The following is a 26782-nucleotide window of genomic DNA, read 5'->3' on the forward strand; positions in this document are numbered from 1 at the left end:
CTCAGTACGCAAGCGAGCGGTCGACGGCGTCGAGCACCCGGTCGAGGCCCGGCAGATAGTCCTCTTCCACCCGCGCGGGCGGATACGGCGAGTGGAAGCCGCCGACCCGCAGGACGGGCGCCTCCAGGTGGTAGAAGCAGCGCTCGGTGATGCGCGCGGCGATCTCCGCGCCCGAGCCGAGGAACACCGGCGCCTCGTGCACGACGATCAGCCGACCGGTCTTCTCGACCGAGGCCTGCACCGTGTCGAAGTCGATCGGCGAGACGGAGCGCAGGTCGACGACCTCCAGGGACTTGCCCTCCTCGGCCGCGGCCGCGGCCGCCTCCAGACACGTGCGCACCATCGGGCCGTACGCCACGAGCGTCGCGTCCGTGCCCTCGCGGGCCACGCTCGCGCCGTGCAGCGGGTCCGGGATGGCCTCGGTGTTGACCTCGCCCTTCTCCCAGTAGCGCCGCTTGGGCTCGAAGTAGATGACCGGGTCGTCGCTCTGGATGGCCTGCTGGAGCATCCAGTACGCGTCAGAGGAGTTCGAGGGAGAGACCACCTTCAGGCCCGCGACGTGCGCGAACAGCGCCTCGGGGGACTCGCTGTGGTGCTCGACGGCGCCGATGCCGCCGCCGTACGGAATGCGGATGACGACCGGCACCTTGACCTTGCCGAGCGACCGCGCGTGCATCTTCGCGAGCTGCGTGACGATCTGGTCGTACGCGGGGAAGACGAAGCCGTCGAACTGGATCTCCACGACCGGCCGGTAGCCGCGCAGGGCCAGGCCGATCGCGGTGCCGACGATGCCGGACTCGGCGAGCGGCGTGTCGATGACGCGGTCCTCGCCGAAGTCCTTCTGCAGCCCGTCCGTGACCCGGAAGACGCCGCCGAGCTTGCCGACGTCCTCACCCATCACGAGGACCTTGGGGTCGGCCTCCAGGGCCGTGCGCAGGGATTCGTTGATCGCCTTGGCGACCGGCAACTTCTTCACGGCCATGGCTACTTGACCTCTCCGCCGGTGACGGCGTCCGCAGGGGCGTCCGCGAACGACGCTTGGTAGGCGGCGAAACCGGCCCGCTCCTCGTCCACGAGAGCGTGCCCGTCCGCGTAGATGTTCTCGAAGATCGACATCGGCTCGGGGTCGGGCATGGACCGCACCACGTCCCGCACCCGCTTGCCCAACGTCTCGCTCTCCGCGTCGAGTTCCGCGAAGAACGCCTCGTCCGCGTGGCCCCCGGCCTCCAGATACGCCCGCAGCCGCTTGATCGGGTCCTTGGCCTCCCACGCCTCGCGCTCCTCGTCGCGGCGGTAGCGCGTCGGGTCGTCGGAGGTGGTGTGCGCGCCCATCCGGTACGTGAACGCCTCGATGAGGGAGGGGCCCTCGCCGGTGCGCGCCCGCTCCAGGGCCCACTTGGAGACCGCGAGGCAGGCGAGGACGTCGTTGCCGTCGACGCGCACGCCCGGGAAGCCGTAGCCCTGCGCGCGCTGGTACAGCGGTACGCGGCTCTGCTTCTCGGTCGGCTCGGAGATCGCCCACTGGTTGTTCTGGCAGAAGAACACCACGGGGGCGTTGTAGACCGCGGAGAACGTGAAGGCCTCCGCCACGTCGCCCTGGCTGGTGGCGCCGTCGCCGAGGTACGCGACCACCGCGCCGTCCGCGCCGTCCTTGGCCACGCCCATCGCGTAGCCCGTCGCGTGCAGCGTCTGGGAGCCGATCACGATGGTGTACAGGTGGAAGTTGTTGCTGTTGGGGTCCCAGCCGCCGTGGTTCACGCCGCGGAACATGCCGAGCAGCAGCGTCGGGTCGACGCCCCGGCACCAGGCGACGCCGTGCTCGCGGTAGGTGGGGAAGACGTAGTCGTCGTCGCGGGTCGCGCGGCCCGAGCCGACCTGTGCCGCCTCCTGGCCGAGCAGCGAGGGCCACAGGCCCAGCTCGCCCTGGCGCTGGAGCGTGACGGCCTCGGCGTCGAAGCGGCGGGTCATCACCATGTCCCGGTACAGCGCGCGCAGGTCCTCGGGGGTCACGTCCGCCACGTACTTGTCGTACGCGGGGTTCTCGACCCGCTCGCCCTCGGGCGTCAGCAGCTGGACGAGCTCGGGCTCGGTGCCCGGGCCCGCGGCCTTCTTGGCACTCGCGCTCTTCTTCGCGCTCGCACTGGCGCTCTTCGCGCTCGCGCTGGCGCGCTTGGCGCCGCTGCCTGCGCGGCGCGGCGTACGCGCGGCGGTGCTTTCCACGGTCACGTGTGCTCCTCCGTCGGTCCGGCCCCCGGGGTCCACCGGCAGGCCAGTACGGCTCGCCCGATTCCAGCCCGTCGCACGGGGTGGGTGCGGCTCAGCGGGATTAGGCGTGACAGTCGTCCCGGCGAGCGCCCTTCTCCAAGCACGTTACCCAGTGCGTACCGAAACTGTGAAACCCCGTCTGACCTGCAATTTTGCTTGGATTTCCAAGTAAAGGCCCACTAGGAAATCCAACTAAACCGAGAAGCCGGGAAACACATGCTGGTCACGCCACTGATCACAGCCTGGCAGGGGGCCGGAACACCGGCACGTTATCCCGGCCACCCCGGGCACGGGAAGAGTTGATGTGTGACACTGGCACCGTGCGCGAACAAGGAAAAATCACGGTATTCCTGCTCGATGATCACGAGGTCGTGCGTCGCGGAGTCCATGAGCTCCTCTCGGTGGAGTCCGACATCGAGGTGGTCGGAGAGGCGGGCACGGCCGCCGACGCCTTGGTGCGCATTCCGGCCACGCGTCCGGATGTGGCGGTGCTCGACGTCCGCCTTCCCGACGGCAGCGGGGTCGAGGTCTGCCGTGAGATCCGTTCGCAGGACGACTCCATCAAATGCCTGATGCTCACGTCCTTCGCGGACGACGAGGCCCTCTTCGACGCCATCATGGCCGGTGCCTCCGGATATGTCCTGAAGGCCATTCGCGGCAATGAACTCCTGACCGCCGTGCGGGACGTCGCCGCCGGAAAGTCCCTGCTCGACCCGGTCGCCACGGCCCGCGTCCTGGAGCGCCTGCGCGACGGCAGCGGCGCCAAGGGCGACGACCGCCTGGCCAACCTCACCGAGCAGGAGCGCAAGATCCTCGACCTGATCGGCGAGGGCCTCACCAACCGCGCCATCGGCGAGCGCCTCCACCTCGCCGAGAAGACGATCAAGAACTACGTCTCCAGCCTGCTGTCCAAGCTCGGCATGGAGCGCCGCTCGCAGGCGGCGGCGTACGTGGCGCGCATGCAGGCCGAGCGCCTTCGCTGAGCGCTTCGCGGGAGGATGGACACAGCCCCGCGCCCCTTCGGGCGCTCCCGTACCGCAGCGGCCCGGACCCTCGGGACGTACGTCGACCCTCGGGACTTACGTCCCTTGTTTACGGGGCGGGCGGCTCTTCTCCCGCCCCGCGCGCGTGCCGCACGGTAGGGACATGCCCTCCGACTCCGACCAGCAGCTCGCCTTCGCCCTGCTCCGGCGCACCGCCTACGGCCGGGTCGCGACCAGCATGCGCGCCCTGCCCTTCCTCGCGGCGGCCCGCCACATCGTGACCGACGGGCACGTCCTGCTGCGCATGCACCGGGGCTTCGGGTACCACGACGCGTGCGTCGGGAGCGTCGTCGCGTACGGCGCGGACAACCTGGGCACGCCCTCGGCGGCCGCCGAGGGCCAGTGGACGGTCCAGCTCGTCGGCCTCTGCGAGGCCGTGCGCCCCACCACGGCGGAGCTCGCGCGCTTCGGCGCGCCCCCGCGCTTCGTGGACGGCGAGCCGTACGACGCGGTGTACCTCCGCATCGCGCCCCAGAAGGCCGTGGTGCACACGCTCAGCCCCGCGGTGAGCGGCGCCGTCGCCTTCCCCGCGATGGGCTGAGCGGGCGGGTCACTCGGAGTCGGACCCCTCGCCGCCCTCCGTGCCACCGTCGTTCCCGCCGTCATCCGGCGGCGTGACCGGATCGGACGGCTCCGTGGGCGGATCCGTGGGATCGGTGGGCGGGTCCGTCGGATCGGTCGGCGGATCCGTGGGCTCCGTCGGCTTCGTCGTCGGCTCCGTCGGCTTCGTCGTCGGCTGGGTCTGCTGATGCGTGGGCCGGGTCGACTGCTGCGGGTAGTCGTTCTGCCCGCCGGTGCCGTCGCCACCGGGCTGCGTGTTCTGGTCCGCCGTCTCGTCGTCGTCCGCGCTCTTGCTCGGCTTCTTCTCCTGCGACTGCTTGGTCGAGGGCGTCTTGGAAGGACCGCCGTCCTTCTTGCCGTCGCTGTCGTTCCCGGACAGCGCGAACGCGACGCCCACCGCGACCGCGATCACCGCCAGCACGGCCAGGATCCACACCTTGCCCGCGCGGCCCCGCCCGCCGCCGTCCCGGTGACCGCCGTCGAAGCCGCCGTCGTCGCCGCCCGGCGGCCGCAGCATGGGGCTCGGGATCTGCTGGGTGCCGCTGTCCCCGGGGTGCGGCATCACGGTGGTGCCGCCGACGCCCATCGCCGGGGTGTGCGCGCCCTCGTGCCCGTGCACGGCCGTCACCGGGCCAGTGTTCCAGGTCCCCGTGTGGCTGCCCTGCTCGGCGAGCATCTGGAGCGCGTACTGGATCAGACCGCGCATCTCCTCGGCGGTCTGGAAGCGGTCGTCGGGGTCCTTGGCGAGGGACCGCATGACGAGCCCGTCGAGCTCCGGCGGCGCCGCGTCGGACACCTCGGACGGCGGTACGGGCGTGTCCTGGACGTGCTGGTAGACCACCGACAGCGGCGTCTCACCGGTGAACGGCGGCCGCAGCGCGAGCAGTTCGTACAGCAGACAGCCCGTCGCGTACAGGTCGGACCGGTGGTCGACGGCCTTGCCGAGCGCCTGCTCGGGCGACAGGTACTGGGGCGTGCCCATGACCATGCCGGTCTGCGTCATCGTCGTGGACGCGCCGTGCAGGGCGCGCGCGATGCCGAAGTCCATCACCTTCACCGCGCCGGTGTTGGTGATGGAGACGTTCGCGGGCTTGATGTCGCGGTGCACGATGCCGTGCTGGTGCGAGTAGGCGAGCGCCTCCAGGACGCCCGACACGATGATCAGCGCCTGCTCGGGCCCGGGCGCCTCCGCGTTGATCAGCAGATCGCGGATGGTGCGGCCCTCGACCAGCTCCATCACGATGTACGGGACGGAGTTCCCGCCGATGAAGTCCTCGCCGGAGTCGTAGACCCCGACGACCGCGTGGTGGTTCAGACCGGCGACCGACTGCGCCTCGCGCGTGAAGCGGGCCTTGGACACCGGGTCCTCGGCGAGGTCGGCGCGCAGCAGTTTGACCGCGACCGTACGTCCCAGACGCACGTCCTCCGCGGCGAACACCTCGGCCATGCCACCACGGCCGAGCCGGTGGGTCAGGCGGTACCTACCGTCTCCGACCAGGCCACCGTTCCCCCACATCTCGGGCACGTCGGACATACCGCCGCCAGTCGCCTCGGGGTCGGACGGGCCCTGAGCGCGCTGCGTCTGTGCCATCAGTCCTCGCCGTCGTTCTGATCGTGGTCCGCCCGTGGAGGGCGTGCACCGGATACGTGATAGGAGCGGTACGGGGTACTCCGCCGTGCCACGCTACAGCCTCCGCGCGGCATGCCGGTCCGAGGTGGACCGGCCATCAAACCCGCCGAGGGCCCCCCGAGGCAAACTTGTAACGCTTCCGAGACTCTTCTTGCGCGTACGGTCACGGAACGGGCACCGAGCTTGACGTGGCATCCCCCTCGGGCAGACTTGGCCAGGAATAGCGGATCGATCACCGTCTTCTGGACGTCATCGGTCGCAACCCATAGCCACAGTCACAGCCGCGGCGCCGTCTCGCGTCCGCGCCGATGGGGGACGCACGACATGAGCCAGGACGGCGCTCAGGGCCGGTACGCGGGCAGTTCACTGGCCGGCGGCCGCTATCAGCTGCGCGATCTGCTCGGCGAGGGCGGCATGGCCTCGGTGCACCTCGCTTACGACACGGTGCTCGACCGACAGGTCGCGATCAAGACACTCCACACCGAGCTCGGCCGTGAGCAGTCCTTCCGCGAGCGCTTCCGGCGCGAGGCCCAGTCCGTGGCCAAGCTCACGCACACGAACATCGTGTCGGTCTTCGACACCGGCGAGGACGACCTTGGCGGGTCGACCATGCCGTACATCGTCATGGAGTACGTGGAGGGCAAGCCGCTCGGCTCCGTCCTGGACGCCGCGATCCGCCAGCACGGCGCGATGCCCACCGACCAGGCGCTGAAGATCACCGCCGATGTGCTCGCGGCCCTGGAGATCAGCCACGAGATGGGCCTAGTCCACCGCGACATCAAGCCCGGCAACGTGATGATGACGAAGCGGAACGTCGTCAAGGTCATGGACTTCGGCATCGCCCGCGCCATGCAGTCCGGCGTCACCTCCATGACCCAGACCGGCATGGTCGTCGGCACCCCGCAGTACCTGTCGCCCGAGCAGGCCCTCGGCCGCGGCGTCGACGCCCGCTCCGACCTGTACTCGGTCGGCATCATGCTGTTCCAGCTCGTGACCGGCCGCCTCCCCTTCGAGGCGGACTCGCCGCTCGCCATCGCGTACGCGCACGTCCAGGAGGAGCCGGTCGCCCCGTCCTCCGTCAACCGCTCGCTGCCCCCGGCCGTCGACGCCCTCGTGGCCCGCGCGCTCAAGAAGAACCCGAACGAGCGCTTCCCGACCGCCGAGGCGATGCGCGACGAGTGCCTGCGCGTCGCGCAGTCCTTCCAGGCGGCGGCCCCCAGCATCGTCCCGGGTGCCCGGACAGCGAGCGGCGCGGGCGTCGGCTCCGCCGTCTTCCCGCCGGTCGACTCGACGAACCCGCAGGCCCCGGGCAGCGTCCAGACGCCGTACCAGCCGGGCCCCTACGGCCCCGCGACCCCGGCCGCCCCCACCCCGCAGCCCGGGTACGGCTACCCGCAGCAGGGCTACCAGACCCCCGCGCCCACCAACGCGTACGCCCCGGCCCCGCAGGCGGCCCAGACCCCGCCCCCGTACTCGCTGTCCCCGCAGCCCGCCACGGCGGCACCGGCCGGTGGACGGGGCGGCTCGGGCGGCTCCGGGGGCGGCAAGCGGACCATGCCGGTCGTCATCGGCTCGATCGTCGTCGCCCTGCTCGCCATCGGCGGCGTGATCACCGCGATCTCCCTGAACGGCGACGGCGACGACGGCGGCTCCAAGGAGCCGAAGAAGCCGGTCGCCGGGCACCGCGGCCCGGACCGCACGAAGACGATCGAGAAGACGGAGTGCACCGAGCCGGACACGGCGTACAACGACCCGGACAAGATCAAACTGCCCGACTTCTCCTACAAGGACTGGCGCTCGGTCCTTTCCTGCCTCCAGGCGGCCGGGTGGCACTACGACAAGCAGAAGCTCGACGAGAACACGTACGGCGAGGACACCGTCATGGGGCAGATCCCCAAGGCGGGCTCCGACGTCGACCCGAAGAACGTGGAGATCACCTTCCAGATCTCGACGGGCAACCCCTCGTAGCGCCTCCACGTGGGCCCTCCTAGCGCCTCCGCGTGGGCCCTCCTAGCGCCTCCGCGTGGGCCCTCGCCGCGCCTTCGCATGGGCCCCTCGCAGGGTCGGCCGGTGGGCCTTCGCAGGGCCACCGGCCGCCGTGCCCGGAAGTTTCTTCCGCGCACCGGTCACATTCCCTCCTCCCGCTCCGTCAGTGAAGCAACAGACCGAGCGGCGCGAGAGCGGCACAGAGGAGACCAGCCATGCAGGCCCGTATGAAGAACCCGGCGTACGTCCTTCCCACCAGCCTCAAGGGCATCGGCAGCATCATGCAGGCCATCGCCGAGAGCGGCCTGCCGCAGGAGCTCCAGGAGATCGTCGGCCTGCGGGCCAGCCAGATCAACGGCTGCAGCGCCTGCATCCACAGCCACACGGCCAACCTGGTCAAGGCCGGGACGAGCACCGAGCGGCTCGCCGCGGTGGTGGCCTGGCGCGAGGCGCCGTTCTTCACGGACGCCGAGCGCGCCGCGCTGGCCCTCACGGAGCACGTCACGCGGCTCGCGGACCGCTCCACGCAGGCCGTGTCCGACGAGCTCTGGGACGAGGTCGCCGACCACTTCGACGAGCGGGAGCTGTCCGCCCTGATCCTGGTCATCGGCGTGACGAACCTGTTCAACCGGATCAACGCCACGATTCAGGAGCCCGCGGGCCGTACGTGGGGCTGAGCCCGGCCGCCCCAGACCGAGGGCCCGGTACGCGGGGTGCGTACCGGGCCCTTCGTGTCCGAGCCGCCCGGGGTGCGGGCGGCGCCTCCGCGTACGGGCCAGGGGTAGGGCCTAGAGGTGGGGGCTTAGAGGTAGGGCCCCGGAGGTAGGTGCCTAGAGGTAGGGGCCGCCGCTGCGGCCCGCCACGCCGCCCTCCTCGTCGCCCTCGTGGCCGCCCACGCCCGGGGGCAGCGCGCGGCGCATCTGCTCCAGCTGGGCCCGCGCGGCCATCTGCTGCGCGAACAGGGTCGTCTGGATGCCGTGGAAGAGGCCCTCCAGCCAGCCCACCAGCTGGGCCTGCGCGATGCGCAGCTCCGCGTCGCTCGGCGTCGCCTCCTCGGTGAACGGCAGCGACAGGCGCTCCAGCTCCTCCACGAGCTCGGGCGCGAGGCCGTCCTCCAACTCCTTCACCGAGCTGGCGTGGATCTCCTTGAGGCGCACCCGGCTCGCCTCGTCCAGAGGTGCCGCGCGCACTTCCTCCAGAAGCTGCTTGATCATGCTGCCGATGCGCATGACCTTCGCCGGCTGTTCGACCATGTCCGTCACCGGGACCTCGCGGGCGTCGTCGCCGCCTGCGCCTCCGCCGCCGCCGAGCGCCATGCCGTCCTGGCCGACAACCAGGACCTGGGGATTCTCCGGCGACCGTTCGTTCCTCGGCATCTCCATGCCGCCATTCTCTCGCACCCGTTGTCCACACATCCTTGGTGCCCCCATTCGCCGGTGATCCACCGTGTACGGGCTCGCGGAACCGGGGCTCGTGGGCGGTCAGCCCCGGCGCACGCGCAGCCCCAGGAACCCCAGGCCGAGGCCGATCAGGACCAGGCCCGCGCCGAGCGGCAGGACGCGCAGGCCGGGGATGGGCGGCCCGGTCGCCGTACGCCGTGCGGACGACGGCTCGGCGATGTCGGCTGCGGCGGGCGGCGGCCTCGGCTCGGTGCGCGGTTTCCGGGCCGCCGGGGGCGGCAGCGGACGCCAGCCCCGCGGATCGGGCACGACGAGCGGCTCCGCACGCCCCGGCCGGGCCCTCCCCTCGCCCGCACGGCTCCCGGCGAGCGCCACCTCGTCGTAGTACGCGGCCGAGGGGGCGGGGGACGGGTCGGCGGCGTACCCCGGCGCCGGGGCGAGCACCACGCTCACCAGCGCCACCGGTACGACCGCACGCGCAGCACGGCACAGCCACGACGTCACCGCACGACTCCCTCCCGCAGCCGGGTCACCAAGATCGCGGGCGTGCGCCCAGCGTCACACGGCACGCCTCATCCGGCATCTCGACGCCGAGCGCTTTGAGCCCGCCCAGGCCCTCCCAGCCCGTCCGGCGTTTGAGGACGAGGCGCGCAGCGCCGATCACGGGGGGTCCGGGGGGCGGAGCCCCCTGGTTTCGGGAAGGGGCGGGCCTGGGGCGCACCCGCGAGGGCCCGGCTACCGCACCAGCACCACCTTCCCCATGTGCCCACCCCCCTCCAGAACCTGATGCGCGGCCCCCGCGTCCCGCATCGGCACCGCCCGATCCACCACAGCCCGCACCTGCCCCGCCCCGATCAACGGCCACACATGCTCCCGCACCGCCGCGACGATCGAGGCCTTCTCCGCGACGGGCCGGGCCCGCAGCGAGGTCGCGGTGACGGCGGCGCGCTTGCGCAGCAGCGTGGCGATGTTCAGCTCGCCCTTGACGCCGCCCTGCATGCCGATGATCGCGAGGCGGCCGCTGACCGCGAGCGAGTTGACGTTCCGCTCCAGGTACTTGGCGCCCATGATGTCCAGGATCACGTCCGCGCCCGCCCCGTCGGTGGCCCGCTGGATCTCCTCGGCGAAGTCCTGCTCGCGGTAGTCGATGAGGATGTCCGCGCCCAGGTCGGCGCAGAACGCCAGCTTCTCCTTGCCGCCCGCCGTCACCGCGACGCGCGCCCCGACGGCCTTCGCGAGCTGGATCGCCATGGTGCCGATGCCGCTGGCGCCGCCGTGCACGAGGAGCGTCTCGCCGGGGCGCAGATGGGCCACCATGAACACGTTCGACCAGACCGTGGCCGTGACCTCCGGGAGCGCGGCCGCCGTGACGAGGTCGACGCCGTCGGGCACCGGCAGGACCTGCCCCGCCGGGACGGCGACCTTCTCCGCGTAGCCGCCGCCCGCGAGCAGCGCGCACACCTCCTGGCCGACCGCAAGACCGGCGACGCCGGGGCCGAGCGCCGCGATCCGCCCGGAGCACTCCAGGCCCGGGTACGGGGACGCCCCGGGCGGCGGGTCGTAGAAGCCCTGCCGCTGGAGCAGATCGGCACGGTTCACGGCACTGGCCGCCACGTCGATGAGGACCTCGCCCTCACCGGGTACGGGATCGGGGACCTCGGCCCACTGAAGCACCTCGGGCCCACCGGATTCGGGGATCGTGATCGCATGCATGCGGGCGAGGCTACTCCCGCGCCCTGTGGCCGGAAGGGGCGCGCGCACGAACGACACGGCCCCGGCCCTCCCGGGCACGGGGCCGTGTCGGCACTCCGGGCAGCGCCTGCCTCAGTCCAGCGGCCGAGCCACCCGCCGCGCGTCCGCCGCCGGTGGCTCCGGAGCCGGGGAGGCCCGGACGATCGTGATCAGCCGGTCCGTCAACTGGAGCTCGCCGATGGCGGGATCGTCGTACGCGAGCAGCCTGTGCCCCCGTACGACGCTGACGACGAGGTCCTTCATATCGCGCACCCCGCGCCCCACCTCGGCCTTTATCACCGGCCGTTCCACCAGGTCGAGGCCGCTGCCCTGCTGGATCAGGTCCTCCATGACCACGCCCGCGCTCGGGCTGAGCACCGAAAGGCCGAGCAGCCGTCCCGCCGCGCTGGCACTGGTGATGACGGCGTCGGCACCGGACTGCCGCAGCAGCGGCGCGTTCTCCTCCTCGCGCACCGCGGCCACGATCTTCGCCTGCCGGTTGAGCTGCCGGGCGGTGAGCGTGACCAGGACCGCCGTGTCGTCGCGCTGGGTCGCCACGATGATCTGGCGGGCCTTCTGCACCTCGGCCCGCAGCAGCACGTCGCTGCGCGTCGCGTCGCCGACGACTCCCGCGTAGCCCTCCGCCGTGGCCGCGTCGACGACCTTCGAGCTGGGGTCGACGATCACGACCTGCTCGGGCTTGAGTCCCGTCGCCTGCACGGTCTGGATCGCGGAACGGCCCTTGGTGCCGAAGCCGACGACGACGGTGTGGTCACGCAAGTTGGACCTCCAGCGGGAAAGCCGCCATTCCTCACGGGTGCGTTCCGTCAGCACTTCGAGCGTGGTGCCGACGAGGATGATCAGGAAGAGCACGCGCAGGGGCGTGATCAGGAAGATGTTGGCCATCCGCGCGCTGTCGCTGTGCGGGACGATATCGCCGTACCCGGTGGTGGAGAGCGTCACGGTGGCGTAGTACGAGGCGTCGAGGAAGTCGATCGTCCCGTTCGCGTTGTCGTGGTAGCCGTCGCGGTCGACGTACACGATGAGGATGGTCAGCCCCAGCACGACCATCGCCATCAGCAGGCGTTTGCCGACCTGGCGCAAGGGGCGTTCGACGACGCGCCTGGGGAGTTTGACGCGGTGGGTGACGAGGTGTTCGTCGGCTTGGCGCGCGATCGCGTCATGGCCGGGCAGTTTCACGTGAAACACACCTCGCCGAAGGGGTCCGCCGGTTTCACGTGAAACACACCTCGCTGAAAGGGTCCGCCGAGCCGTCGGGCCCCAACTCGCCGTGTGATCCGCCTGGTTCGGTCCAGGGCAGATCGAGAATCTCCACTTCTTGCCGACGGCGCGCGCCGCCCGGCGGCACCACCGCGAGCCCGTCGGCGACCGCGATGCCCCGCAGCATCGCCGGGCCGTTGTAGTGCAACGGCACCGCGTACTCGGCCCGCAGGACGACCGGCACGAGGCGCGTGTCGTGCGGATGCCCGTGTACGTCGTCCCGCAGCGGCGCGGTGTACGGCTCGGCGCCGGGACGGCCCGCGAGCCCGCGCAGCAGCGGCTCGGCCAGGGTGAGCAGGCCGGAGACGGCGGCGAGGGGGTTTCCGGGGAGGCCCACGAGGTGCCGGGCCGGGGGTCGGGCCGCCTCGGACCGAGGTGCCTCGGGCAGACGGGCGAGCAGCATCGGGTGGCCGGGGCGCACCGCGACCCCGTCGACGAGCAACTCGGCGCCGAGGCGGTGCAGCGCGGGGTGGACGTGGTCGACGGGCCCGGACGCGGTACCGCCGGTCGTCACGATCACGTCGGCCGTGGACCGGGCCAGGGCTTCGTAGAGGGCTTCCGCGTCATCTCCGAGGCGGCGTACGGCCGTTACGACCACGCCGAGCGCGCGGAGCCAGGGCGGCAGCATCGGACCGAGCGCGTCCCGGATGCGGCCTTCGTGCGGCAGCCCTTCGGTGAGCAACTCGTCGCCCAGGACGAGCACTTCCGCGCGGGGGCGCGGGGCGACGGGCAGCGCGTCGTACCCGGCCGCGGCGGCGAGGCCGAGCACGGCAGGTGTCACCAGGGCGCCGGGCGGAAGGAGTTGATCGCCCGCGCGGCACTCCTGGCCGCGCGGCCGGATGTCCTGGCCGGGCACGACGTCGCGCTGGGCGTGCAGCTTGCTCTTGTCGTCCACGCGCGCGTGCTCGCTGCGGATGACGGCGGTGGTGTCCTGCGGGATGCGGGCACCGGTCGCGATCCGCACCGCCTCGCCGTCACCGAGCGGCTCGGGCCGCTCCTGTCCGGCCAGGACCCCGCCCGCGAGGACCGTCCAGGGCCCCGGCCCCGCCACGGCCCACCCGTCCATCGCCGAGGTGTCGAAGGAGGGCAGGTCGGTGAGGGCGGCCAGAGGCGAGGTGAGGACCCGGCCCAGGCTGTCGGACAACGGCGTGACCACGGGGGCGGTACCCCCCGGAGCCCCGGCCCTGCGGGACACCGCGCGGGCTTCGGGCCAGGAGGTGGCGCGAGCACGCTGCCGCGCGCCACCGTGGCCCGCCGGGTCGTCGCCGGGACGCTGGGGCCCGGGGCGACCCCGGCCAGGCGTGGACGGCGCCGACGGCTCGCGGCGGGAGCGGGGGGCGACGGGCTCGTCGCGGTGGGAGCGGGATGCGACGGGCTCGTCGCGGTGGGGCGGGGTGCCCGGCCCGGTGGGCGGCACGCCCGCGGAGACGGGCCCGGGCCCGGTCTTCGGCCCGGGGGTGGATGCGGGGCCCGGGGCGGGGGCGGGCGGGTCGTTCGCGGCCTTGGGGGCGGGCGAAGTGCGTGGGGTCCCTGGGGTGGGCAGGGCGCTGGGTGCCCCAGGGGCAGGCAGCACGCCGGGTGCCCCTGGGGTGAGCGGGGCGCTCGCGGCCTCTGCTGAGGGTGACACGCTCGGTGCCCCGGCGGCAGGCGCAACGTTGGGCGCCCCGGGGGCGGGCGCAACGCCGGGTGCCCCAGGGGCGGACGGAACGCCAGGTCCCCCTGGGGCGGACGGAGCTCTCGCGGCCTCTGCTGCGGGCGCAACGCTCGGCGCCCCAGGGGCGGGCGGAGCGCTGGGTGCCCCAGGGGCAGGCGCAACGTTGGGCACCCCGGGGGCAGGCGGCACGCTCGTGGCTCGGGTGGTGGCGCGGTCCTCGTTCGCCAGGGCCAGTGCCTCGTCCAGTTCGGCGTCGGCCGATTGGTCGCCGGTCATCGGGCGCCCGGATTCTCGTCGGCCGGGGCGGCCTGCGCGCTGCCGGACGGCGCGTCCGGCGCCGCACCGGTGGGGGTGCCGGACCCCGGCGGCGGGCTCCCGGCCGCGGGTGCCCCGCCCGGGTCCCCTTCCTCGGCCCAGCGGGCCGCGAGCGCGGCCGCCTTGCGCGTTGCCTCCGCGACGGCCCGCGGCCCGCCGCTCGCCCCGGCGAGCCCCGCCGCGTACCCGACCAGGAAGGTGGTCAGCGGCGCGGCGGGCCGGGCCACTCCGTGCGCGGCGTCGCGGGCGAGGTCGAGGAGGGTGCCGGTGTCGACGTCGAGGTCGATGCCCAGTTCGTCCTTGACTGCGGAAATCCATTCATCCAACAACACGTGCCCATGCTCCCTGATCCGCGCGCGGGCGGCGGCGATGTCGTCCCAGGTGTCGCAGTCGAACGCGGCCAGCGGCTCGGCGATCCGGACCAGGTCGAGGCGTTCGGTGAGCAGCCGCAGCGGCAACCCGGCGAGCCCGGCTCCCGCGCGAACGGGCTTACCGGCCGCGATGCGGGGAGGGCCCCCGGCCGCGCCCCGGGCGGAATCCCCCGCGGCGGCCCGGGCGGGGCCCTCGGCCGCGATGCGGGCCAGTTCCCGTCGCAGCGCGGCGCCGCGGTACACGGCGACCAGTGGCTGGTCACGGCCGTCGGGATCGGTGAGCAGCGCGCCGTCCGCCGTGCCCACCGCCGCGAGGAGGCCGCGTACCGTCTCCTCGCGCAGGAACGGCAGATCGGCGGAGAGCATCAGCACCAGTTCGGCGGCGGTGTGGCGCAGGCCCGCGTCGAGCGCGGCCAGGGGCCCGCCGCCCGCGGGCTCCTCGCGCGCCCACACCACGGGCCGCCCGGTGGGCCGGGGCGCCGCCACGACGACGGTCGTCGTCGCGCCGGAGCAGGCGCTCAGGACGCGGTCGAGCAGCGTCCTGCCGCCCACGCGCACGCCGGGCTTGTCCGCACCGCCGAGCCGCGCCGCGCGGCCTCCGGCGAGCACGACGGCGTCGAACGCCGCCGTGCCGGGGGCCGTGTTCGTGGTCATCCACCGAGTATGGGCGCCCGAGATGTCAACGCCACCCCTGATGGGTGCCCCGCAGGTCTCATGTTCCTCACGGGAGGAGGCACCCGGCGGGTGAGGGCACCACCCGCTGAGGGCGCTCGGAGGTGACGCCCGGGCGCCACCGGGGCGGGGCAACCCTCAGCAGGTGGAGCCCGGTCACACCGTGCGCAGCAGTACCGCCGGCTGTTCGACGCAGTCCGCCACGAAGCGCAGGAAGCCGCCCGCCGTGCCGCCGTCGCACACCCGGTGGTCGAAGGTGAGCGACAGCTGGACGACCTGCCGGACCGCCAACTCCCCCTGGTGCACCCATGGCTTGGGCACGATCCGGCCGACGCCGAGCATGGCCGCCTCGGGGTGGTTGATGATCGGCGTGGATCCGTCGACGCCGAACACTCCGTAGTTGTTCAACGTGAACGTGGACCCCGTCAGTTCCCCGGGCGTGAGCGTCCCGGCCCGGCCCGCCTCCGAGAGGCGGGCGAGCTCGGCGCTCAGCGACTCCGTGTCGCGCGCGTGCGCGTCCCGTACGACGGGCACGACGAGCCCGCGCTCGGTCTGCGCGGCGAAGCCGAGGTGGACCTCGGCGAGCTGGACGACCTCGCGCGCCTCCATGTCGACCGTGGAGTTGAGCTCCGGATGGCGGGCGAGGGCCGCCGTGCAGATCCGGGCGAGCAGCGCGAGCAGGGAGACCTTCGGGCCGCCCGCCGCGTTCATCGCCGCGCGCGCGTTCAGCAGTTCCGTCGCGTCCGCGTCGACCCACGTGGTGGCGTCCGGTATCTCCCGGCGGCTGCGGGACAGCTTGTCGGCCACCGCACCGCGCACACCGCGCAGCGGCACGCGCGTGCCGGACGCGGCGGCGCGCCCCGCGGCGGGCGCGCCCTCGCGGGTGCTGCCGAAGGTGGCGCCAAGGCCCGTCGCCGTGGTGCGCGCGGCGGCGGACGCCGGGGCGGGGCCCGCGGAGGGCGCGGCCGTGGCCGCCGACGCCCGCATGACGTCCTCCACGTCGGCCCGCAGGATCAGCCCGTCCGGGCCCGAACCCGCGAGCTGCCGCAGATCCACGCCGTTCTCCCGCGCCAGCCTGCGGACGAGCGGCGAGATCACCGGCACGGGCCCGTCGTCGTGCTCGGGGCCCTGTCCGGCGTCGGGGGTCCGGCCGGAGCCGGTCCGGGGCGCCTCGGGCGCCTCCGCGCGGGCCTCTGTCCGGTTGGCCTCCTGGGAGGCCGGGGTGGCCGTTTGCGAGGCCGGAGTGGCCGTCACGTCCAGCGCGGGGCGTATCCGCCGCCGCCTGGCGGGGGCCGCTCCCGTGCCGTAGCCGACGAGTACGTTCCCCGAGGTCTCGTCCGTCGGGGCCGGGCCGCTGTCCGCGGCTCCACCGCGCGCCGGTGCGCCCACCGCCGGGGTGCCCACCGCGACCGTCAGCAGGGGTGCCCCCACGGGCAGTTCGGTGCCCTCCTCGCCGAAGCGGGCGGTGACCACGCCCGCGTACGGGCACGGGACCTCGACCATCGCCTTGGCCGTCTCGACCTCGACGACCAGCTGGTCCACTTCCACCACGTCGCCGACCTGCACCAGCCAGCGGGTGATCTCCGCCTCCGTGAGCCCCTCACCGAGGTCGGGCAGCTTGAACTCCAGGACCTGGGCCATCAGCTTCGCGCCTCCCACTGCAACCGCGCCACGGCGTCCAGGATGCGGTCGACGCCCGGCAGATGGTGCCGCTCCAGCATCGGCGGCGGGTAGGGGATGTCGAGCCCAGCGACCCGCAGCACCGGCGCCTCCAGGTGGTGGAAGCAGCGCTCGGTGACGCGCGCGGCGATCTCCCCGCCGGGCCCGCCGAAGCCGCTCGCCTCGTGGACCACGACCGCGCGCCCGGTGCGCCGCACGGACGCGGCCACCGTCTCGTCGTCGAACGGCACCAGCGAGCGCAGGTCGACCACTTCGAGGTCCCAGCCCTCGGCGCGCGCCGCCTCCGCCGCCTCCAGACAGACCGGCACGGACGGGCCGTACGTGATCAGTGAGGCGCTGCGCCCGGTGCGCCGCACCACGGCCCTGCCGATCGGCTCAACCGGCTCCGGAGTGTCCGGATTCCACTCGGCCTTCGACCAGTACAGGCGCTTGGGCTCCAGGAAGACCACGGGGTCGTCGGAGGCGATGGCGGCCCGCAGCAGGCCGTACGCGTCGGCGACCGTGGCGGGCGTGACGACATGGAGCCCCGGCGTCGCCATGTAGTACGCCTCGGAGGAGTCGCTGTGGTGCTCGACGCCGCCGATCCCGCCGCCGTACGGCACGCGGATGGTGAGCGGCATGGGCATCGCGCCCTTGGTGCGGTTGCGCATCCGCGCCACGTGCGAGATCAGCTGCTCGAAGGCGGGGTAGGCGAACGCGTCGAACTGCATCTCCACGACGGGCCGCAGGCCGTACATCGCCATGCCGACCGCCGTCCCCAGGATGCCCGCCTCGGCCAGCGGCGTGTCCGTGCAGCGGTCGTCGCCGAACTCCGCGGCGAGTCCGTCGGTGACGCGGAAGACGCCGCCCAGCGTGCCCACGTCCTCGCCCATGACGTGCACGGTGGGGTCGTCGGCCATCGCGTCGCGCAGGGCGCGCCCGAGCGCCTGCCCCATGGTGGCCGGTTTCACGGCGACAGTGGTCATCGGCCCGCTCCGTCCGACTCGGTCTCGGCGTCGAGCTCGGCCCGCAGCTGGGCGGCCTGCTCGCGCAGTTGGGAGGTCTGCTCGGCGTACACGTGGGTGAACAGGTCCATCGGGTCGAGCTCGGCGTCCTGGTTCATCCGTTCCCTCAGGTCCGCCGCCATCGCCTCGGCGTTCTCGCGCACCGTGGCGGCGCGGTCCTCGTCGAGCAGCCCGCGTGCGGTCAGCTCCCGCTCCACGAGCAGGACCGGGTCGTGGTCGCGCCAGGCCTCCACCTCGTCGTCCTGACGGTAGCGCGTGGCGTCGTCCGCGTTGGTGTGCGCTTCCAAGCGGTACGTCACCGCTTCCACGAGGGTGGGGCCCCCGCCCTCGCGCGCGCGGCGCACGGCCTCGCTGAGCACCTGGTGCACCGCGACCGCGTCGTTGCCGTCCACCAGGCGGCCCGGCATGCCGTAGCCGACGGCCTTGTGCGCCAGGGAGGGGGCGGCTGTCTGCTTGGCGAGCGGCACGGAGATCGCGAAGCCGTTGTTCTGCACGAGGAAGACCACCGGTGCCCGCCACACCGCCGCGAAGTTCAGCGCCTCGTGGAAGTCGCCCTCGCTGGTGCCGCCGTCGCCGACCATGGCGAGCGCGACCACGTCGTCGCCCTTGAGGCGGGCGGCGTGCGCGAGGCCCACGGCGTGCGGCAGCTGGGTGGCAAGCGGCGTGCACAGGGGCGCTATCCGGTGCTCACGCGGGTCGTACCCGGTGTGCCAGTCACCGCGCAGGAGCGTCAGGGCGCGCACCGGGTCGAGGCCGCGCGCCACGGCCGCGAGCGTGTCCCGATAGCTGGGGAAGAGCCAGTCGCGCTCCTCCAGGGCGAGCGCGGCGCCGATCTCGCACGCCTCCTGGCCGGTGCTGGACGGGTACACCGCGAGCCTGCCCTGCTTGGTGAGGGCCGTCGCCTGGGTGTTGTACCGCCGTCCACGCACCAGTTCGGCGTGCAGGCGCAGGAGCAGCTGCGCGTCGGCCGAGGCGGCGGCCTCGGTGCCGAGCACCCGATACGGCGCCGCGTCGGGCAGCAGCGGCTCAGGGTCGGTCCTGAGCTGCCATGCGGGGGGCGGGGCGGGTCGATAGGCGCCCCGCTGCTCCATGACCGTCATGACGGCACCTCCTGGGGGGATGCTGAGGGAAGCGGTCTCCTCGTGGGAGCTGCAAAAGAGGCGCGGCGATGTGATGCGCCTCACCTACCGATTGTTCGGTCGTTGGCACATTTTGGCTACAGGCACCTCCAGGCTGTGGACAAACGGTTCTGCACAGCCTGGGATGGACGCATTACGTCCATGGTAAGGAGGCGGGGGGACATGGCAGCTGAACGAATGGCCGACAAGCAGGACGGGAGCCGACCGGAACCGCCGCCCCGTCCGCTGGACGCCATCGACCGCGACATCCTGCAGATCCTGCACACGGACGGTCGCGCCTCGATACGTTCCGTGGCGGAGCGCGTCCACGTGTCGCGGGCGAACGCCTACGCGCGCATCAACCGGCTCATCGAGGACGGAGTCATTCGCGGCTTCGGCGCCCGGATCAACCACGAACGGGCAGGCCAGGGCGCTTCCGCGTACATCACCCTGAAGATTGTCCAGAACACCTGGCGCACGGTCCGCGACCAGCTGCGCACGCTGCCGGGCGCGTCACACATCGCCCTGGTCAGCGGCGACTTCGACGTACTGCTCCTGGTGCACACGCCCGACACGCGGGCGCTGCGCGAGCTGGTGCTCACCCGTCTGCAGTCCATCCCCGAGGTCCTGAGCACGCGCACGCTGCTGGTCTTCGAGGAGGACGACCTGGAGACGGAGGGCTGAGGCGCCGACCGTACGCGCCGGTGGTACGCCGACGGGGTTCAGCCGTCGGCGTACCACCGGCTCTCAGCCATCCGTACGCAACCCCGCGAACGCCAACTGCACCACTGCTTCAGCGACTTCCGTCCCGCCGACGGCACCACGACTGTCCGGCCGGTACCACTCCACGATGGAATTGATCATTCCGAAGAGCAGCCTGGTGGCGAGGCGCAGCTCGACGTCCGAGCGCAGATCGCCGTCGGCCACGGCCTCCTTGAGGAGCGCCGCGACCTGGTGGTCGAAGTCCCTGCGCCGCTCCATCGCCCACCGCTCGGTGTCGGTGTTGCCGCGCACGCGCAGCAGCAGCGTCACATAGGGCAGCTCGGCCACCAGCACCTCGACGGTGCGCCGCGTGACGTACTCCAGGCGGTCCACCGCCCTGCCCGCGCGCGCGTGCTCCTCGTCGAGGACGGCGAAGAGGCCGTCGAGCGCCCGGCTCACTGCGCGCCGCAGCAGCTCCTCCTTGCCCGCGACGTGGTGGTAGATCGACGACTTGGAGATACCGGCCGCCTTGGAGAGGTGCTCCATGGACGTGCCGTCGTAGCCCCGCTCGTTGAAGACCCGCACGGCGACCTCAAGGAGGGTCTGCGGGGTGTAGGTGTCGCGCCTCGCCGTGGTCATCCGTTCTCCTCCTGAGCGGCCGCGAGGCGCAGCCCCGGAGAGGGGGCGTAGCGCCCCGAGGGGTACTCGCTGTGCACGTCGTCGAGGAACTGGGCCACCCAGGAGAGGCCGAGCCCCGCCCCCCAGGAGAGCGGTCCGCGCGGGTAGTTGACGCCCAGGCGCATGGCGGTGTCGACGTCGTCCGCGTCGGCCACCTCGCGCGCGACGGCGTCGTGCGCGATGTCCACGAGCATCGCGACGGTACGGGCCACGATCATGCCCGGGGTGGCCCGGATGACGCTGACCTTCTTGCCGAGCGCCTGGAAGAGGCCCACGGCCTCGCTGAGGGCCCCATCGCTCACCCGCACGTCACGGGCGAGGGCGACCCGGGTGGCGCTCGCGTAGTCGAGGGCCAGGTCGAACTCGATCGTGGGCATCTCCATGGCGTGCACGGACGTGCCGGAGACGAGGGCGAGCCGTGCTCCGCCGGGCAGCTCGATCCAGCCCGGGTAGGGCGCGCACGCGGACTCCTCGCGGTCCACGCGGATGCCCGCGGCCTCGATGAGCCCGACGAGGGCCGCGGCCTGGAACAGCTCGCCGTGCAGGGTGACGGCCGCCGGTGCGTCGGCGGGCTCCGCGGTGTGCGGCTCGGCGGGCGGGGCGTCGTCCCCGTACGCGTACCAGCCCTGGCCCGACTTGCGTCCCAGGCGGCGCGATTCGACGAGGCGCCGCTGGGCGAGGGACGGCGTGAACTTGGGGTCCTGGAAGAACGACTCCCACACCGAGCGCGTGACGGCCTCGTTCACGTCCTGACCGATGAGGTCGGTGAGCTCGAAGGGGCCCATCCTGAAGCCGCCGCACTCGCGCAGCACGGCGTCGATCGTCGCCGGGTCCGCGACCCGCTCCTCGTACGCGCGCAGCGCCTCGGCGTAGAAGGGGCGCGCGACGCGGTTCACGATGAACCCGGGGGTGTCGGCGCAGCGCACCGGGGTCTTGCCCCAGGCCTTCGCCGTGTCGTACGCGCGCGTGGCGGCCGTCTCGTCGGTCGCGAAGCCGCTGACGACCTCGACGAGGGGCAGCAGCGGCGCCGGGTTGAAGAAGTGCAGGCCCACGAAGCGGCCGGGCCCGGTCAGCGCGCCCGCGATGGCGGTCACGGACAGGGACGAGGTGTTCGTGGCGAGCAGACAGTCCTCGGAGACGACGCCCTCAAGGTCCTGGAACAGCTTCTGCTTGACGTCCAGTTGTTCCAGGACGGCCTCGACCACGAGCCCGCACCCGGCGAGCTCGGCCAGGTCGTCGACCGCCGTGAGGCGCCCGGCGGCCGCGGCACGGGCGGCCGCGTCGAGGCGGCCCTTCTCCACCAGCCGGTCAAGGCGGGCGGTGATCGCCTCGGCTGCCGTCTTCGCGAAGCCGGGCGCGGCGTCGTACAGCCGCACCGGGTGTCCCGCCACCAGGGCGACCTGGGCTATGCCCTGGCCCATGGTGCCGGTGCCGACCACGGCGACCGGGCTGCTGAGATCGAGTGCTGTCATGCTCGCGATCCTCCCGCACAAGGGTCTTGGCCAGGGGTTCGGGGTGGGCGGGGAGGTTTTCCACAGCTTTGGCAGACCCTCTTGTCCCGACCGATCGTTCGGTTACTCTAGCTCTGTCCAGCTGTTCCTGCCCACCGTCCCTGCCCAGCTCGCCAGCTCGAAGGAGAGCTGACTCGACGAGGAGTTGGTCCCTCATGGCCGCCGAAGTCACCGCGCACCAGCTGATCGCCAAGCACCGGCCCACGCTCGACCAGGCCCTCGAGGCCATCAGCACGCGCGCGTACTGGTCGCCGCACCCCGAGCACCCCAAGGCCTATGGGGAGAACGGCAGCCTGAGCCTGCCGGAAGGCAAGGCCGCCTTCGAGTCCCTCCTGAACGGCCGCTTCGACCTCGACCAGCCCGGCACGGACGACTGGACGGGCGCGGAAGTCTCCCCCTTCGGCCCCGAGTTGGGCATCACGTATCCGCACCCGGACGTGGACACCCTGCTCCCCGCGATGCGCGCGGGCCTGTCCGGCTGGCGCGACGCGGGCGCCGAGGCGCGCGCGGCGGTCTGTCTGGAGATCCTGTCGCGCATCAGCGCCCGCACGCACGAGTTCGCGCACGCGGTCATGCACACCAGTGGCCAGGCCTTCATGATGGCGTTCCAGGCGGGTGGCCCGCACGCCCAGGACCGTGGCCTGGAAGCGGTGGCGTACGCGTATGCCGAGCAGGCCCGCACCCCCGGCACCGCCGAGTGGAACAAGCCCCAGGGCAAGCGCGACCCCCTGGTCCTCACCAAGCGCTTCACCCCGGTCGGCCGCGGCATCGCCCTCCTGATCGGCTGCAACACCTTCCCGACGTGGAACGGCTACCCGGGCCTCTTCGCCTCCCTGGCCACGGGCAACGCGGTCCTGGTCAAGCCCCACCCGCGCGCCGTGCTCCCGCTCGCCCTGACGGTGCGGGTCGCCCGCGAGGTCCTCGCCGAGGCGGGCTTCGATCCGAACCTGGTCGCGCTCGCCGCCGAGCGCCCCGGCGAAGGCATCGCCAAGACCCTCGCCGTCCGCCCCGAGGTCAAGATCATTGACTACACGGGCTCCACGGCCTTCGGCGACTGGCTGGAGACCCACGCCCGCCAGGCGCAGGTCTACACGGAGAAGGCAGGGGTCAACACGGTCGTCATCGAGTCGACCGACAACTACAAGGGCATGCTGGCGAACCTCGCCTTCTCCCTGTCGCTGTACAGCGGCCAGATGTGCACGACCCCGCAGAACCTCCTCATCCCGCGCGAGGGCATCTCCACGGACGCGGGCGCCAAGTCGTACGACGAGGTGGTCACGGACCTCGCCGCCGCGGTGAGCGGCCTCCTGGGCGACGACGCCCGGGCCAACGGCATCCTGGGCGCCCTGGTCAACCCGGACGTGAAGACCCGCCTGGACGCCGCGCCCGGCATCGGCGAAGTCGCCCTGCCCTCGCGGGAGATCGCCAACCCGGAGTTCCCGGACGCCGTGGTGCGCACCCCGGTGATCGTGAAGCTGGACGGCGCGAAGCCGGATGCCGAGGCCGCGTATCTGAGCGAGTGCTTCGGCCCGGTGTCGTTCGCCGTCGCCGTGGACTCCGCGGCGGACGCGGTGGACCTGCTGCGGCGCACGGTGCGCGACAAGGGCGCCATGACCGTCGGCGCGTACACCACCTCCGCGGACGTCACCTCCGCCGTCGAGGAGGCCTGCCTGGAGGAGAGCGCCCAGCTGTCGCTGAACCTGACCGGCGGGGTCTATGTGAACCAGACCGCGGCGTTCTCGGACTTCCACGGCTCCGGCGGCAACCCCGCCGCGAACGCCGCGCTGTGCGACAGCGCCTTCGTGGCCAACCGCTTCCGCGTGGTGGAGATCCGCAAGGAGGCGTGAGCGCACGGCCCCGGGCCCGGGGCCGCGGGGGCGGAGGCTCAGTCCTTCGCCCCCGGCGGTCCGTCCGCCGGGCCGTGGAGCGACGACCAGTGGAACAGCGTCATGCCGACGCTCGTCGCCAGGTTGTAGCTGGAGACCTGCGGCCGCATCGGCAGGGACACCAAGTGCTCGGCGCGGGCCCGCAGCTGCGGAGACAGACCGCTGCGCTCGGACCCGAAGGCGAGGACGGCGTCGTCGGGGAGCTTGAGCCCCCGGATGTCCTCGCCCTCGGCGTCGAGGGCGAACACGGGGCCCGGGGGCAGCTCGTCGACGTCCAGGCGCTCCACCGCCGTGGCGAAGTGCAGCCCCGCACCGCCACGGACCACCGTGGGATGCCAGGGGTCGAGCGTGCCGGTGGTCACCACGCCCGCCGCGCCGAAGCCCGCGGCGAGCCGGATCACCGCCCCGGCGTTGCCGAGGTTGCGCGGATCGTCCAGGACGACGACGGGCGCGGTCCTCGGCCTGCGGGCCAGCACCTCCAGGTTGGCGGCGCGCGACGGACGTACCGCCAGAGCGGCCACCGCGGTGGGGTGCAGCCGGGGCACCAGGGCGCGCAGCGTCGCGTCGTCGGTCTCGGCGAGCAGCCCGTCGAGCGCGTCCGTGACGTCCGGCGCGAGGTCCTCCGCAAGAGCGAGCGCGGCCGCCTTGTCACTGGTCAGCGCCACCGGGACCCGCGCGCCGAAGCGCAGCGCGTGCTTCAGCGCGTGAAAGCCGTCCAGCAGCACCGACGTAGCGGCGAGCCCGCGCCACACACGCACCGCGTCCGCCGTGCCCGGCCCGTCGCCCTCATCCGTACCGCTCATGCACCGAAGCCTACGCGCGCGTGCTCGGCGCCCTCCTGTGCGCTCCGGCCGCCCTGCGGGGCCGTCTGCGGCTCCGCAGGGGCCCGGGCAGGGCCGGAGCCCCGGGAGAGGCGGGACAGCGGCAGACGGGCGGACAGCCCACCACGCGCGCGTGCCGCCCACGTCCCGAGCCGCCGCAGGAACGACGTCGGCAGGAACACCGCGTCGGCCGCGATCATCGCGAGCGAGAAGAACGGCAGGCCGAGGACCACGGCGATGACGGCGTGCTCACAGATCATCAACGTCAACAGCACGTTCTTGACGCGCCGGTTGAGCAGAGTGAACGGGAAGGCGACCTGCACGATGACTGTCCCGTAGGTGATGATCATGATCATCACGCCGTGCGAGGACAGCAGCTCCGACAGCGCGGGCCAGGGCGAGAAGTAATCCAGGTTCAGCGGGTAGTAGACCGCCGTCCCGTCCTGCCAGCGACTGCCCTGGATCTTGTACCAGCCCGCCGTCGCGTAGATCAGACACGCCTCGACCATGATCACGAGCAGGGCCGCGTTGTGCACGAGGTTGGCCACGACGTCGAGCAGCAGCCGCGGCGCCCCGCGCGGCGCGTGCCGTCCGGCGGCCCACCACAGGCCCTGGGACGCCCACAGCCCCCAGAAGAGCACCAGCCAGAACCAGCCGAACTCATCCATGCCCGTCACGAGAGCCAGCGCGAGCCCGAGCGCCCCCCACAGCGCGGGACCGACCCGGTCCACGCCGTCCGCACGCGCGCGTGTCCGTCGTCGCGCGTCCAGGGACCACACCTGGCCGCAGCGCGTGAACACCAGGTAGATCGCCATCAGATGGATGACGTTGTCGCCGCCGTCGCCCATGAAGATGCTGCGGTTCTGCAGCGAGAGGACACCGATCATGAACAGCACGGACATGGTCCGCGTACGCCATCCCACCAGCAGCAGCGCGCTGGTGAGCATGGCGAAGCCGTAGACGAACTGGAACCAGAGCTGCGCGTCGGACCACATGAGCACCGTGAAGGCGTCGTTCTCGGAGAGCACCTGGCGCGCCATGTCCCAGCCCCACGGGCCGTCGGGCCCGTACAGCTCGTTCCGGTGCGGCAGTTCGCGCAGCAGGAACAGCAGCCACGTCGCCGCGAAGCCGATGCGGACCACCGCGCTCTGGTACGGCCCGAGGGCCTGCGCGGTGACGCGCTGGAGCCCCCGCGCGAGCGGTTCGAGACGCGGCACTTGACGCTCCTTCGGGCGGCTCACCGGGCACCACTCCCCTCGGCGACGTCCCGCCTCGCGCGCGTGTCGTCGGCCAGCGGCAGGTCGTCCGGGGTCACCGACCACCACGGCAGCAACCGGAGGACCGGTTTGGCGTTGTTCTTCTCGTCGCTCCACTTCGGCGGCCGTACGCCCGTCGTCCGCGAGCGGACCTGCACCTGGTCGATCGCCTCACCGCGCGCGAGCGGCTCGTGGCGGTCGATGCGCAGCAGCACGATGCGGCGGACGTAGCGCTCGGAGATCTCGCCGCGCAGACCGGTGGGACGATTCTGCGCGTCGTGCGTGGACACGAAGAAGTCCCAGGCCCGGCGCAGTTCGTTCTGCTGGGTGTGGCTCGGCAGGAGATTGTGGTCGATGGCCGCGCCGTCCTGCGCCGACAGGTCGTACCAGCGGGTGACCCGGCGGCCGCCGTCGGCGGTACGCAGCTGCGCGCGGGCCTGCACCGCGACGTTCTGCTGCAGCGGATTGGGGGCGAACAGCTTCCAGTTCTGCTCGAACTCTGGATACACCCAGTCGTAGATCTTCTTGCCGTGCTCCTTGCTCACCGTGTTCGCCGGGGCGACGTGCAGGAACAACATCCCCAGGTGCACGCAGACGGTGACGGCGATCAACGCGAGCGCGAGGGCGGCGACGAGCTGGTAGCCACGGGGGAGACCGGCGATTCCTGTGGGCAGGCCGGGGCCGGATCCGGGGCCGGTGGGGAGGTCGAGGCCGGTGGGGACGCCGGGCGGGGGGCCGCCGCTGTTCTGAGGAGCACCCGCGGTCGAGGACTCCTGCGGCGCCACGGAGTCCGCCTCGGCCCCCGAGCCAGCGTCAGCGGGGAAGCCTCCGTCGGCCGAAGGAGCACCATCCGCGGAGGAAGCGCGGTCGGCTGAAGGGGCACCACAACACATCGCAGGGGTGCCATCAGCCGCAGGGGCGCCATCGGCCGCAGAGGCACCACCCGTCACAACGGCACCGTCAACGGAAGAGACGCCACCGTCGACCGAAGAGACGCCACCGCTGCGGGAACCGCTATCGGTCGTGGGGCCTTCGTCGGCCTCGTGCGCCCCATCCCTCACGGATGCCTCATCCGTCCCGAGCAGCTCATCCGCCGCAGGCGCCCCATGGACCTCTTGCACCTCCCTCACCCCGGGAGTCTGCTCAGCACCACCCGACGCTGAAGGCGCAACGGCCTCGTCCGGCGCGGAAGGCCCGTCGGCCCCGTCCGGCACAGG

General features: G+C 72.6%; 23 protein-coding genes. 6 read left to right on the plus strand and 17 right to left on the minus strand.

The genetic code is table 11. From position 1 onward, the window contains the following. Position 1 precedes the first annotated feature (1 nt). Positions 2 to 982, minus strand: a complete 981-nt coding sequence (locus ACIG3E_RS05325; protein ID WP_399611506.1) for an alpha-ketoacid dehydrogenase subunit beta — start codon at positions 980 to 982, stop codon at positions 2 to 4. A gap of 2 nt (positions 983 to 984) precedes the next feature. Further along, the gene (gene pdhA / locus ACIG3E_RS05330; protein WP_399611508.1) at positions 985 to 2226 is read right to left on the minus strand and encodes a pyruvate dehydrogenase (acetyl-transferring) E1 component subunit alpha; all 1242 of its coding nucleotides are present in this window, start codon (positions 2224 to 2226) and stop codon (positions 985 to 987) included. A gap of 359 nt (positions 2227 to 2585) precedes the next feature. Here pdhA (ACIG3E_RS05330) and ACIG3E_RS05335 point away from each other — a divergent pair, with 359 nt between their 5' ends. Together ACIG3E_RS05335 and ACIG3E_RS05340 are read left to right on the plus strand one after the other, a co-directional pair. Beyond that, positions 2586 to 3248, plus strand: a complete 663-nt coding sequence (locus ACIG3E_RS05335; protein ID WP_399611510.1) for a response regulator — start codon at positions 2586 to 2588, stop codon at positions 3246 to 3248. 163 nt (positions 3249 to 3411) lie between these two features. After that, positions 3412 to 3849, plus strand: a complete 438-nt coding sequence (locus ACIG3E_RS05340) for a pyridoxamine 5'-phosphate oxidase family protein (RefSeq protein ID WP_399611513.1) — start codon at positions 3412 to 3414, stop codon at positions 3847 to 3849. Positions 3850 to 3858: 9 nt separating this feature from the next. Here the strand turns inward: ACIG3E_RS05340 and ACIG3E_RS05345 are convergent, their stop codons facing one another. Then, positions 3859 to 5460, minus strand: a complete 1602-nt coding sequence (locus ACIG3E_RS05345; RefSeq protein WP_399611515.1) for a protein kinase — start codon at positions 5458 to 5460, stop codon at positions 3859 to 3861. 363 nt (positions 5461 to 5823) lie between these two features. Between ACIG3E_RS05345 and ACIG3E_RS05350 the strand changes: the two genes are divergently transcribed. Further along, on the plus strand, positions 5824 to 7467 hold the full coding sequence (locus ACIG3E_RS05350) for a protein kinase (RefSeq protein WP_399611517.1): 1644 nt from the start codon (positions 5824 to 5826) through the stop codon (positions 7465 to 7467). Positions 7468 to 7700: 233 nt separating this feature from the next. Beyond that, on the plus strand, positions 7701 to 8162 hold the full coding sequence (locus ACIG3E_RS05355) for a carboxymuconolactone decarboxylase family protein (protein ID WP_399611519.1): 462 nt from the start codon (positions 7701 to 7703) through the stop codon (positions 8160 to 8162). 153 nt (positions 8163 to 8315) lie between these two features. On the opposite strand, the gene ACIG3E_RS05360 is transcribed toward ACIG3E_RS05355, so the two are convergent. From ACIG3E_RS05360 to pdhA (ACIG3E_RS05400), 9 genes are all read right to left on the minus strand, one after another. Next, positions 8316 to 8867, minus strand: coding sequence for a bacterial proteasome activator family protein (locus tag ACIG3E_RS05360; protein ID WP_399611522.1), 552 nt, complete (start codon positions 8865 to 8867; stop codon positions 8316 to 8318). Positions 8868 to 8966: 99 nt separating this feature from the next. Next, a complete protein-coding gene (locus ACIG3E_RS05365; protein ID WP_399611525.1) occupies positions 8967 to 9389 on the minus strand; it encodes a hypothetical protein in 423 nt (140 codons plus the stop codon). Between the two features lie 231 nt (positions 9390 to 9620). Next, positions 9621 to 10598, minus strand: a complete 978-nt coding sequence (locus ACIG3E_RS05370) for an NAD(P)H-quinone oxidoreductase (RefSeq protein WP_399611527.1) — start codon at positions 10596 to 10598, stop codon at positions 9621 to 9623. Between the two features lie 111 nt (positions 10599 to 10709). Further along, positions 10710 to 11816 carry a potassium channel family protein gene (locus ACIG3E_RS05375; RefSeq protein ID WP_399611529.1) on the minus strand — a complete coding sequence of 369 codons (1107 nt, stop codon included), beginning with the start codon at positions 11814 to 11816 and terminating at the stop codon, positions 10710 to 10712. A gap of 34 nt (positions 11817 to 11850) precedes the next feature. Further along, a complete protein-coding gene (locus ACIG3E_RS05380; RefSeq protein ID WP_399612173.1) occupies positions 11851 to 13314 on the minus strand; it encodes a molybdopterin molybdotransferase MoeA in 1464 nt (487 codons plus the stop codon). Between the two features lie 509 nt (positions 13315 to 13823). After that, positions 13824 to 14891, minus strand: a complete 1068-nt coding sequence (locus ACIG3E_RS05385; RefSeq protein WP_399611532.1) for an NTP transferase domain-containing protein — start codon at positions 14889 to 14891, stop codon at positions 13824 to 13826. A gap of 174 nt (positions 14892 to 15065) precedes the next feature. Continuing rightward, entirely contained in the window at positions 15066 to 16550 is a 1485-nt protein-coding gene (locus tag ACIG3E_RS05390) for a dihydrolipoamide acetyltransferase family protein (protein ID WP_399611534.1), read from the minus strand. Then, on the minus strand, positions 16550 to 17554 hold the full coding sequence (locus ACIG3E_RS05395) for an alpha-ketoacid dehydrogenase subunit beta (protein WP_399611537.1): 1005 nt from the start codon (positions 17552 to 17554) through the stop codon (positions 16550 to 16552). Before ACIG3E_RS05395 ends, ACIG3E_RS05390 begins: the two co-directional genes overlap by 1 nt. Next, positions 17551 to 18693 carry a pyruvate dehydrogenase (acetyl-transferring) E1 component subunit alpha gene (gene pdhA, locus ACIG3E_RS05400; RefSeq protein ID WP_399611540.1) on the minus strand — a complete coding sequence of 381 codons (1143 nt, stop codon included), beginning with the start codon at positions 18691 to 18693 and terminating at the stop codon, positions 17551 to 17553. The genes ACIG3E_RS05395 and pdhA (ACIG3E_RS05400) overlap by 4 nt, the downstream gene beginning before the upstream one ends. A 216-nt stretch (positions 18694 to 18909) precedes the next feature. Between pdhA (ACIG3E_RS05400) and ACIG3E_RS05405 the strand changes: the two genes are divergently transcribed. Next, positions 18910 to 19395: an Lrp/AsnC family transcriptional regulator gene (locus ACIG3E_RS05405; protein ID WP_399612175.1), complete on the plus strand. Its 486-nt coding sequence runs from the start codon at positions 18910 to 18912 to the stop codon at positions 19393 to 19395. A gap of 63 nt (positions 19396 to 19458) precedes the next feature. Here ACIG3E_RS05405 and ACIG3E_RS05410 read toward each other — a convergent pair whose 3' ends face one another. Both ACIG3E_RS05410 and ACIG3E_RS05415 read right to left on the minus strand, forming a co-directional pair. After that, entirely contained in the window at positions 19459 to 20052 is a 594-nt protein-coding gene (locus ACIG3E_RS05410) for a TetR/AcrR family transcriptional regulator (protein WP_399611542.1), read from the minus strand. Next, positions 20049 to 21563, minus strand: coding sequence for a 3-hydroxyacyl-CoA dehydrogenase (locus ACIG3E_RS05415; protein ID WP_399611544.1), 1515 nt, complete (start codon positions 21561 to 21563; stop codon positions 20049 to 20051). Before ACIG3E_RS05415 ends, ACIG3E_RS05410 begins: the two co-directional genes overlap by 4 nt. A gap of 194 nt (positions 21564 to 21757) precedes the next feature. Here ACIG3E_RS05415 and paaN point away from each other — a divergent pair, with 194 nt between their 5' ends. After that, positions 21758 to 23449: a phenylacetic acid degradation protein PaaN gene (paaN, locus tag ACIG3E_RS05420; protein WP_399611546.1), complete on the plus strand. Its 1692-nt coding sequence runs from the start codon at positions 21758 to 21760 to the stop codon at positions 23447 to 23449. 38 nt (positions 23450 to 23487) lie between these two features. Here paaN and ACIG3E_RS05425 read toward each other — a convergent pair whose 3' ends face one another. Genes ACIG3E_RS05425 through ACIG3E_RS05435 form a run of 3 tightly spaced genes read right to left on the minus strand, consistent with a single transcriptional unit; the run spans position 23488 to position 26350 of the window. Next, a complete protein-coding gene (locus tag ACIG3E_RS05425; protein ID WP_399611548.1) occupies positions 23488 to 24291 on the minus strand; it encodes a TrmH family RNA methyltransferase in 804 nt (267 codons plus the stop codon). Next, a complete protein-coding gene (locus ACIG3E_RS05430) occupies positions 24288 to 25526 on the minus strand; it encodes an HTTM domain-containing protein (protein ID WP_399611550.1) in 1239 nt (412 codons plus the stop codon). The genes ACIG3E_RS05425 and ACIG3E_RS05430 overlap by 4 nt, the downstream gene beginning before the upstream one ends. Before the next feature lie 20 nt (positions 25527 to 25546). Continuing rightward, positions 25547 to 26350, minus strand: a complete 804-nt coding sequence (locus tag ACIG3E_RS05435; protein WP_399611552.1) for a DUF5819 family protein — start codon at positions 26348 to 26350, stop codon at positions 25547 to 25549. Positions 26351 to 26782: the final 432 nt, after the last annotated feature.

Source organism: Streptomyces sp. NPDC053474, from assembly GCF_044544845.1.
Lineage (GTDB): Bacteria > Actinomycetota > Actinomycetes > Streptomycetales > Streptomycetaceae > Streptomyces.

Excerpts from the sequence above, each read along its gene's own strand:
- ACIG3E_RS05340 (WP_399611513.1), top strand. The coding sequence starts at position 3,412 with ATGCCCTCCGACTCCGACCAGCAGCTCGCCTTCGCCCTGCTCCGGCGC.
- ACIG3E_RS05360 (WP_399611522.1), bottom strand. The coding sequence starts at position 8,867 with ATGGAGATGCCGAGGAACGAACGGTCGCCGGAGAATCCCCAGGTCCTG.
- ACIG3E_RS05415 (WP_399611544.1), bottom strand. The coding sequence starts at position 21,563 with ATGACAGCACTCGATCTCAGCAGCCCGGTCGCCGTGGTCGGCACCGGC.
- ACIG3E_RS05350 (WP_399611517.1), top strand. The coding sequence starts at position 5,824 with ATGAGCCAGGACGGCGCTCAGGGCCGGTACGCGGGCAGTTCACTGGCC.
- ACIG3E_RS05410 (WP_399611542.1), bottom strand. The coding sequence starts at position 20,052 with ATGACCACGGCGAGGCGCGACACCTACACCCCGCAGACCCTCCTTGAG.
- ACIG3E_RS05390 (WP_399611534.1), bottom strand. The coding sequence starts at position 16,550 with ATGGCCCAGGTCCTGGAGTTCAAGCTGCCCGACCTCGGTGAGGGGCTC.
- ACIG3E_RS05385 (WP_399611532.1), bottom strand. The coding sequence starts at position 14,891 with ATGACCACGAACACGGCCCCCGGCACGGCGGCGTTCGACGCCGTCGTG.
- ACIG3E_RS05325 (WP_399611506.1), bottom strand. The coding sequence starts at position 982 with ATGGCCGTGAAGAAGTTGCCGGTCGCCAAGGCGATCAACGAATCCCTG.
- ACIG3E_RS05405 (WP_399612175.1), top strand. The coding sequence starts at position 18,910 with ATGGCCGACAAGCAGGACGGGAGCCGACCGGAACCGCCGCCCCGTCCG.
- ACIG3E_RS05370 (WP_399611527.1), bottom strand. The coding sequence starts at position 10,598 with ATGCATGCGATCACGATCCCCGAATCCGGTGGGCCCGAGGTGCTTCAG.
- ACIG3E_RS05395 (WP_399611537.1), bottom strand. The coding sequence starts at position 17,554 with ATGACCACTGTCGCCGTGAAACCGGCCACCATGGGGCAGGCGCTCGGG.
- ACIG3E_RS05345 (WP_399611515.1), bottom strand. The coding sequence starts at position 5,460 with ATGGCACAGACGCAGCGCGCTCAGGGCCCGTCCGACCCCGAGGCGACT.
- ACIG3E_RS05425 (WP_399611548.1), bottom strand. The coding sequence starts at position 24,291 with ATGAGCGGTACGGATGAGGGCGACGGGCCGGGCACGGCGGACGCGGTG.
- ACIG3E_RS05355 (WP_399611519.1), top strand. The coding sequence starts at position 7,701 with ATGCAGGCCCGTATGAAGAACCCGGCGTACGTCCTTCCCACCAGCCTC.
- pdhA (WP_399611540.1), bottom strand. The coding sequence starts at position 18,693 with ATGACGGTCATGGAGCAGCGGGGCGCCTATCGACCCGCCCCGCCCCCC.
- paaN (WP_399611546.1), top strand. The coding sequence starts at position 21,758 with ATGGCCGCCGAAGTCACCGCGCACCAGCTGATCGCCAAGCACCGGCCC.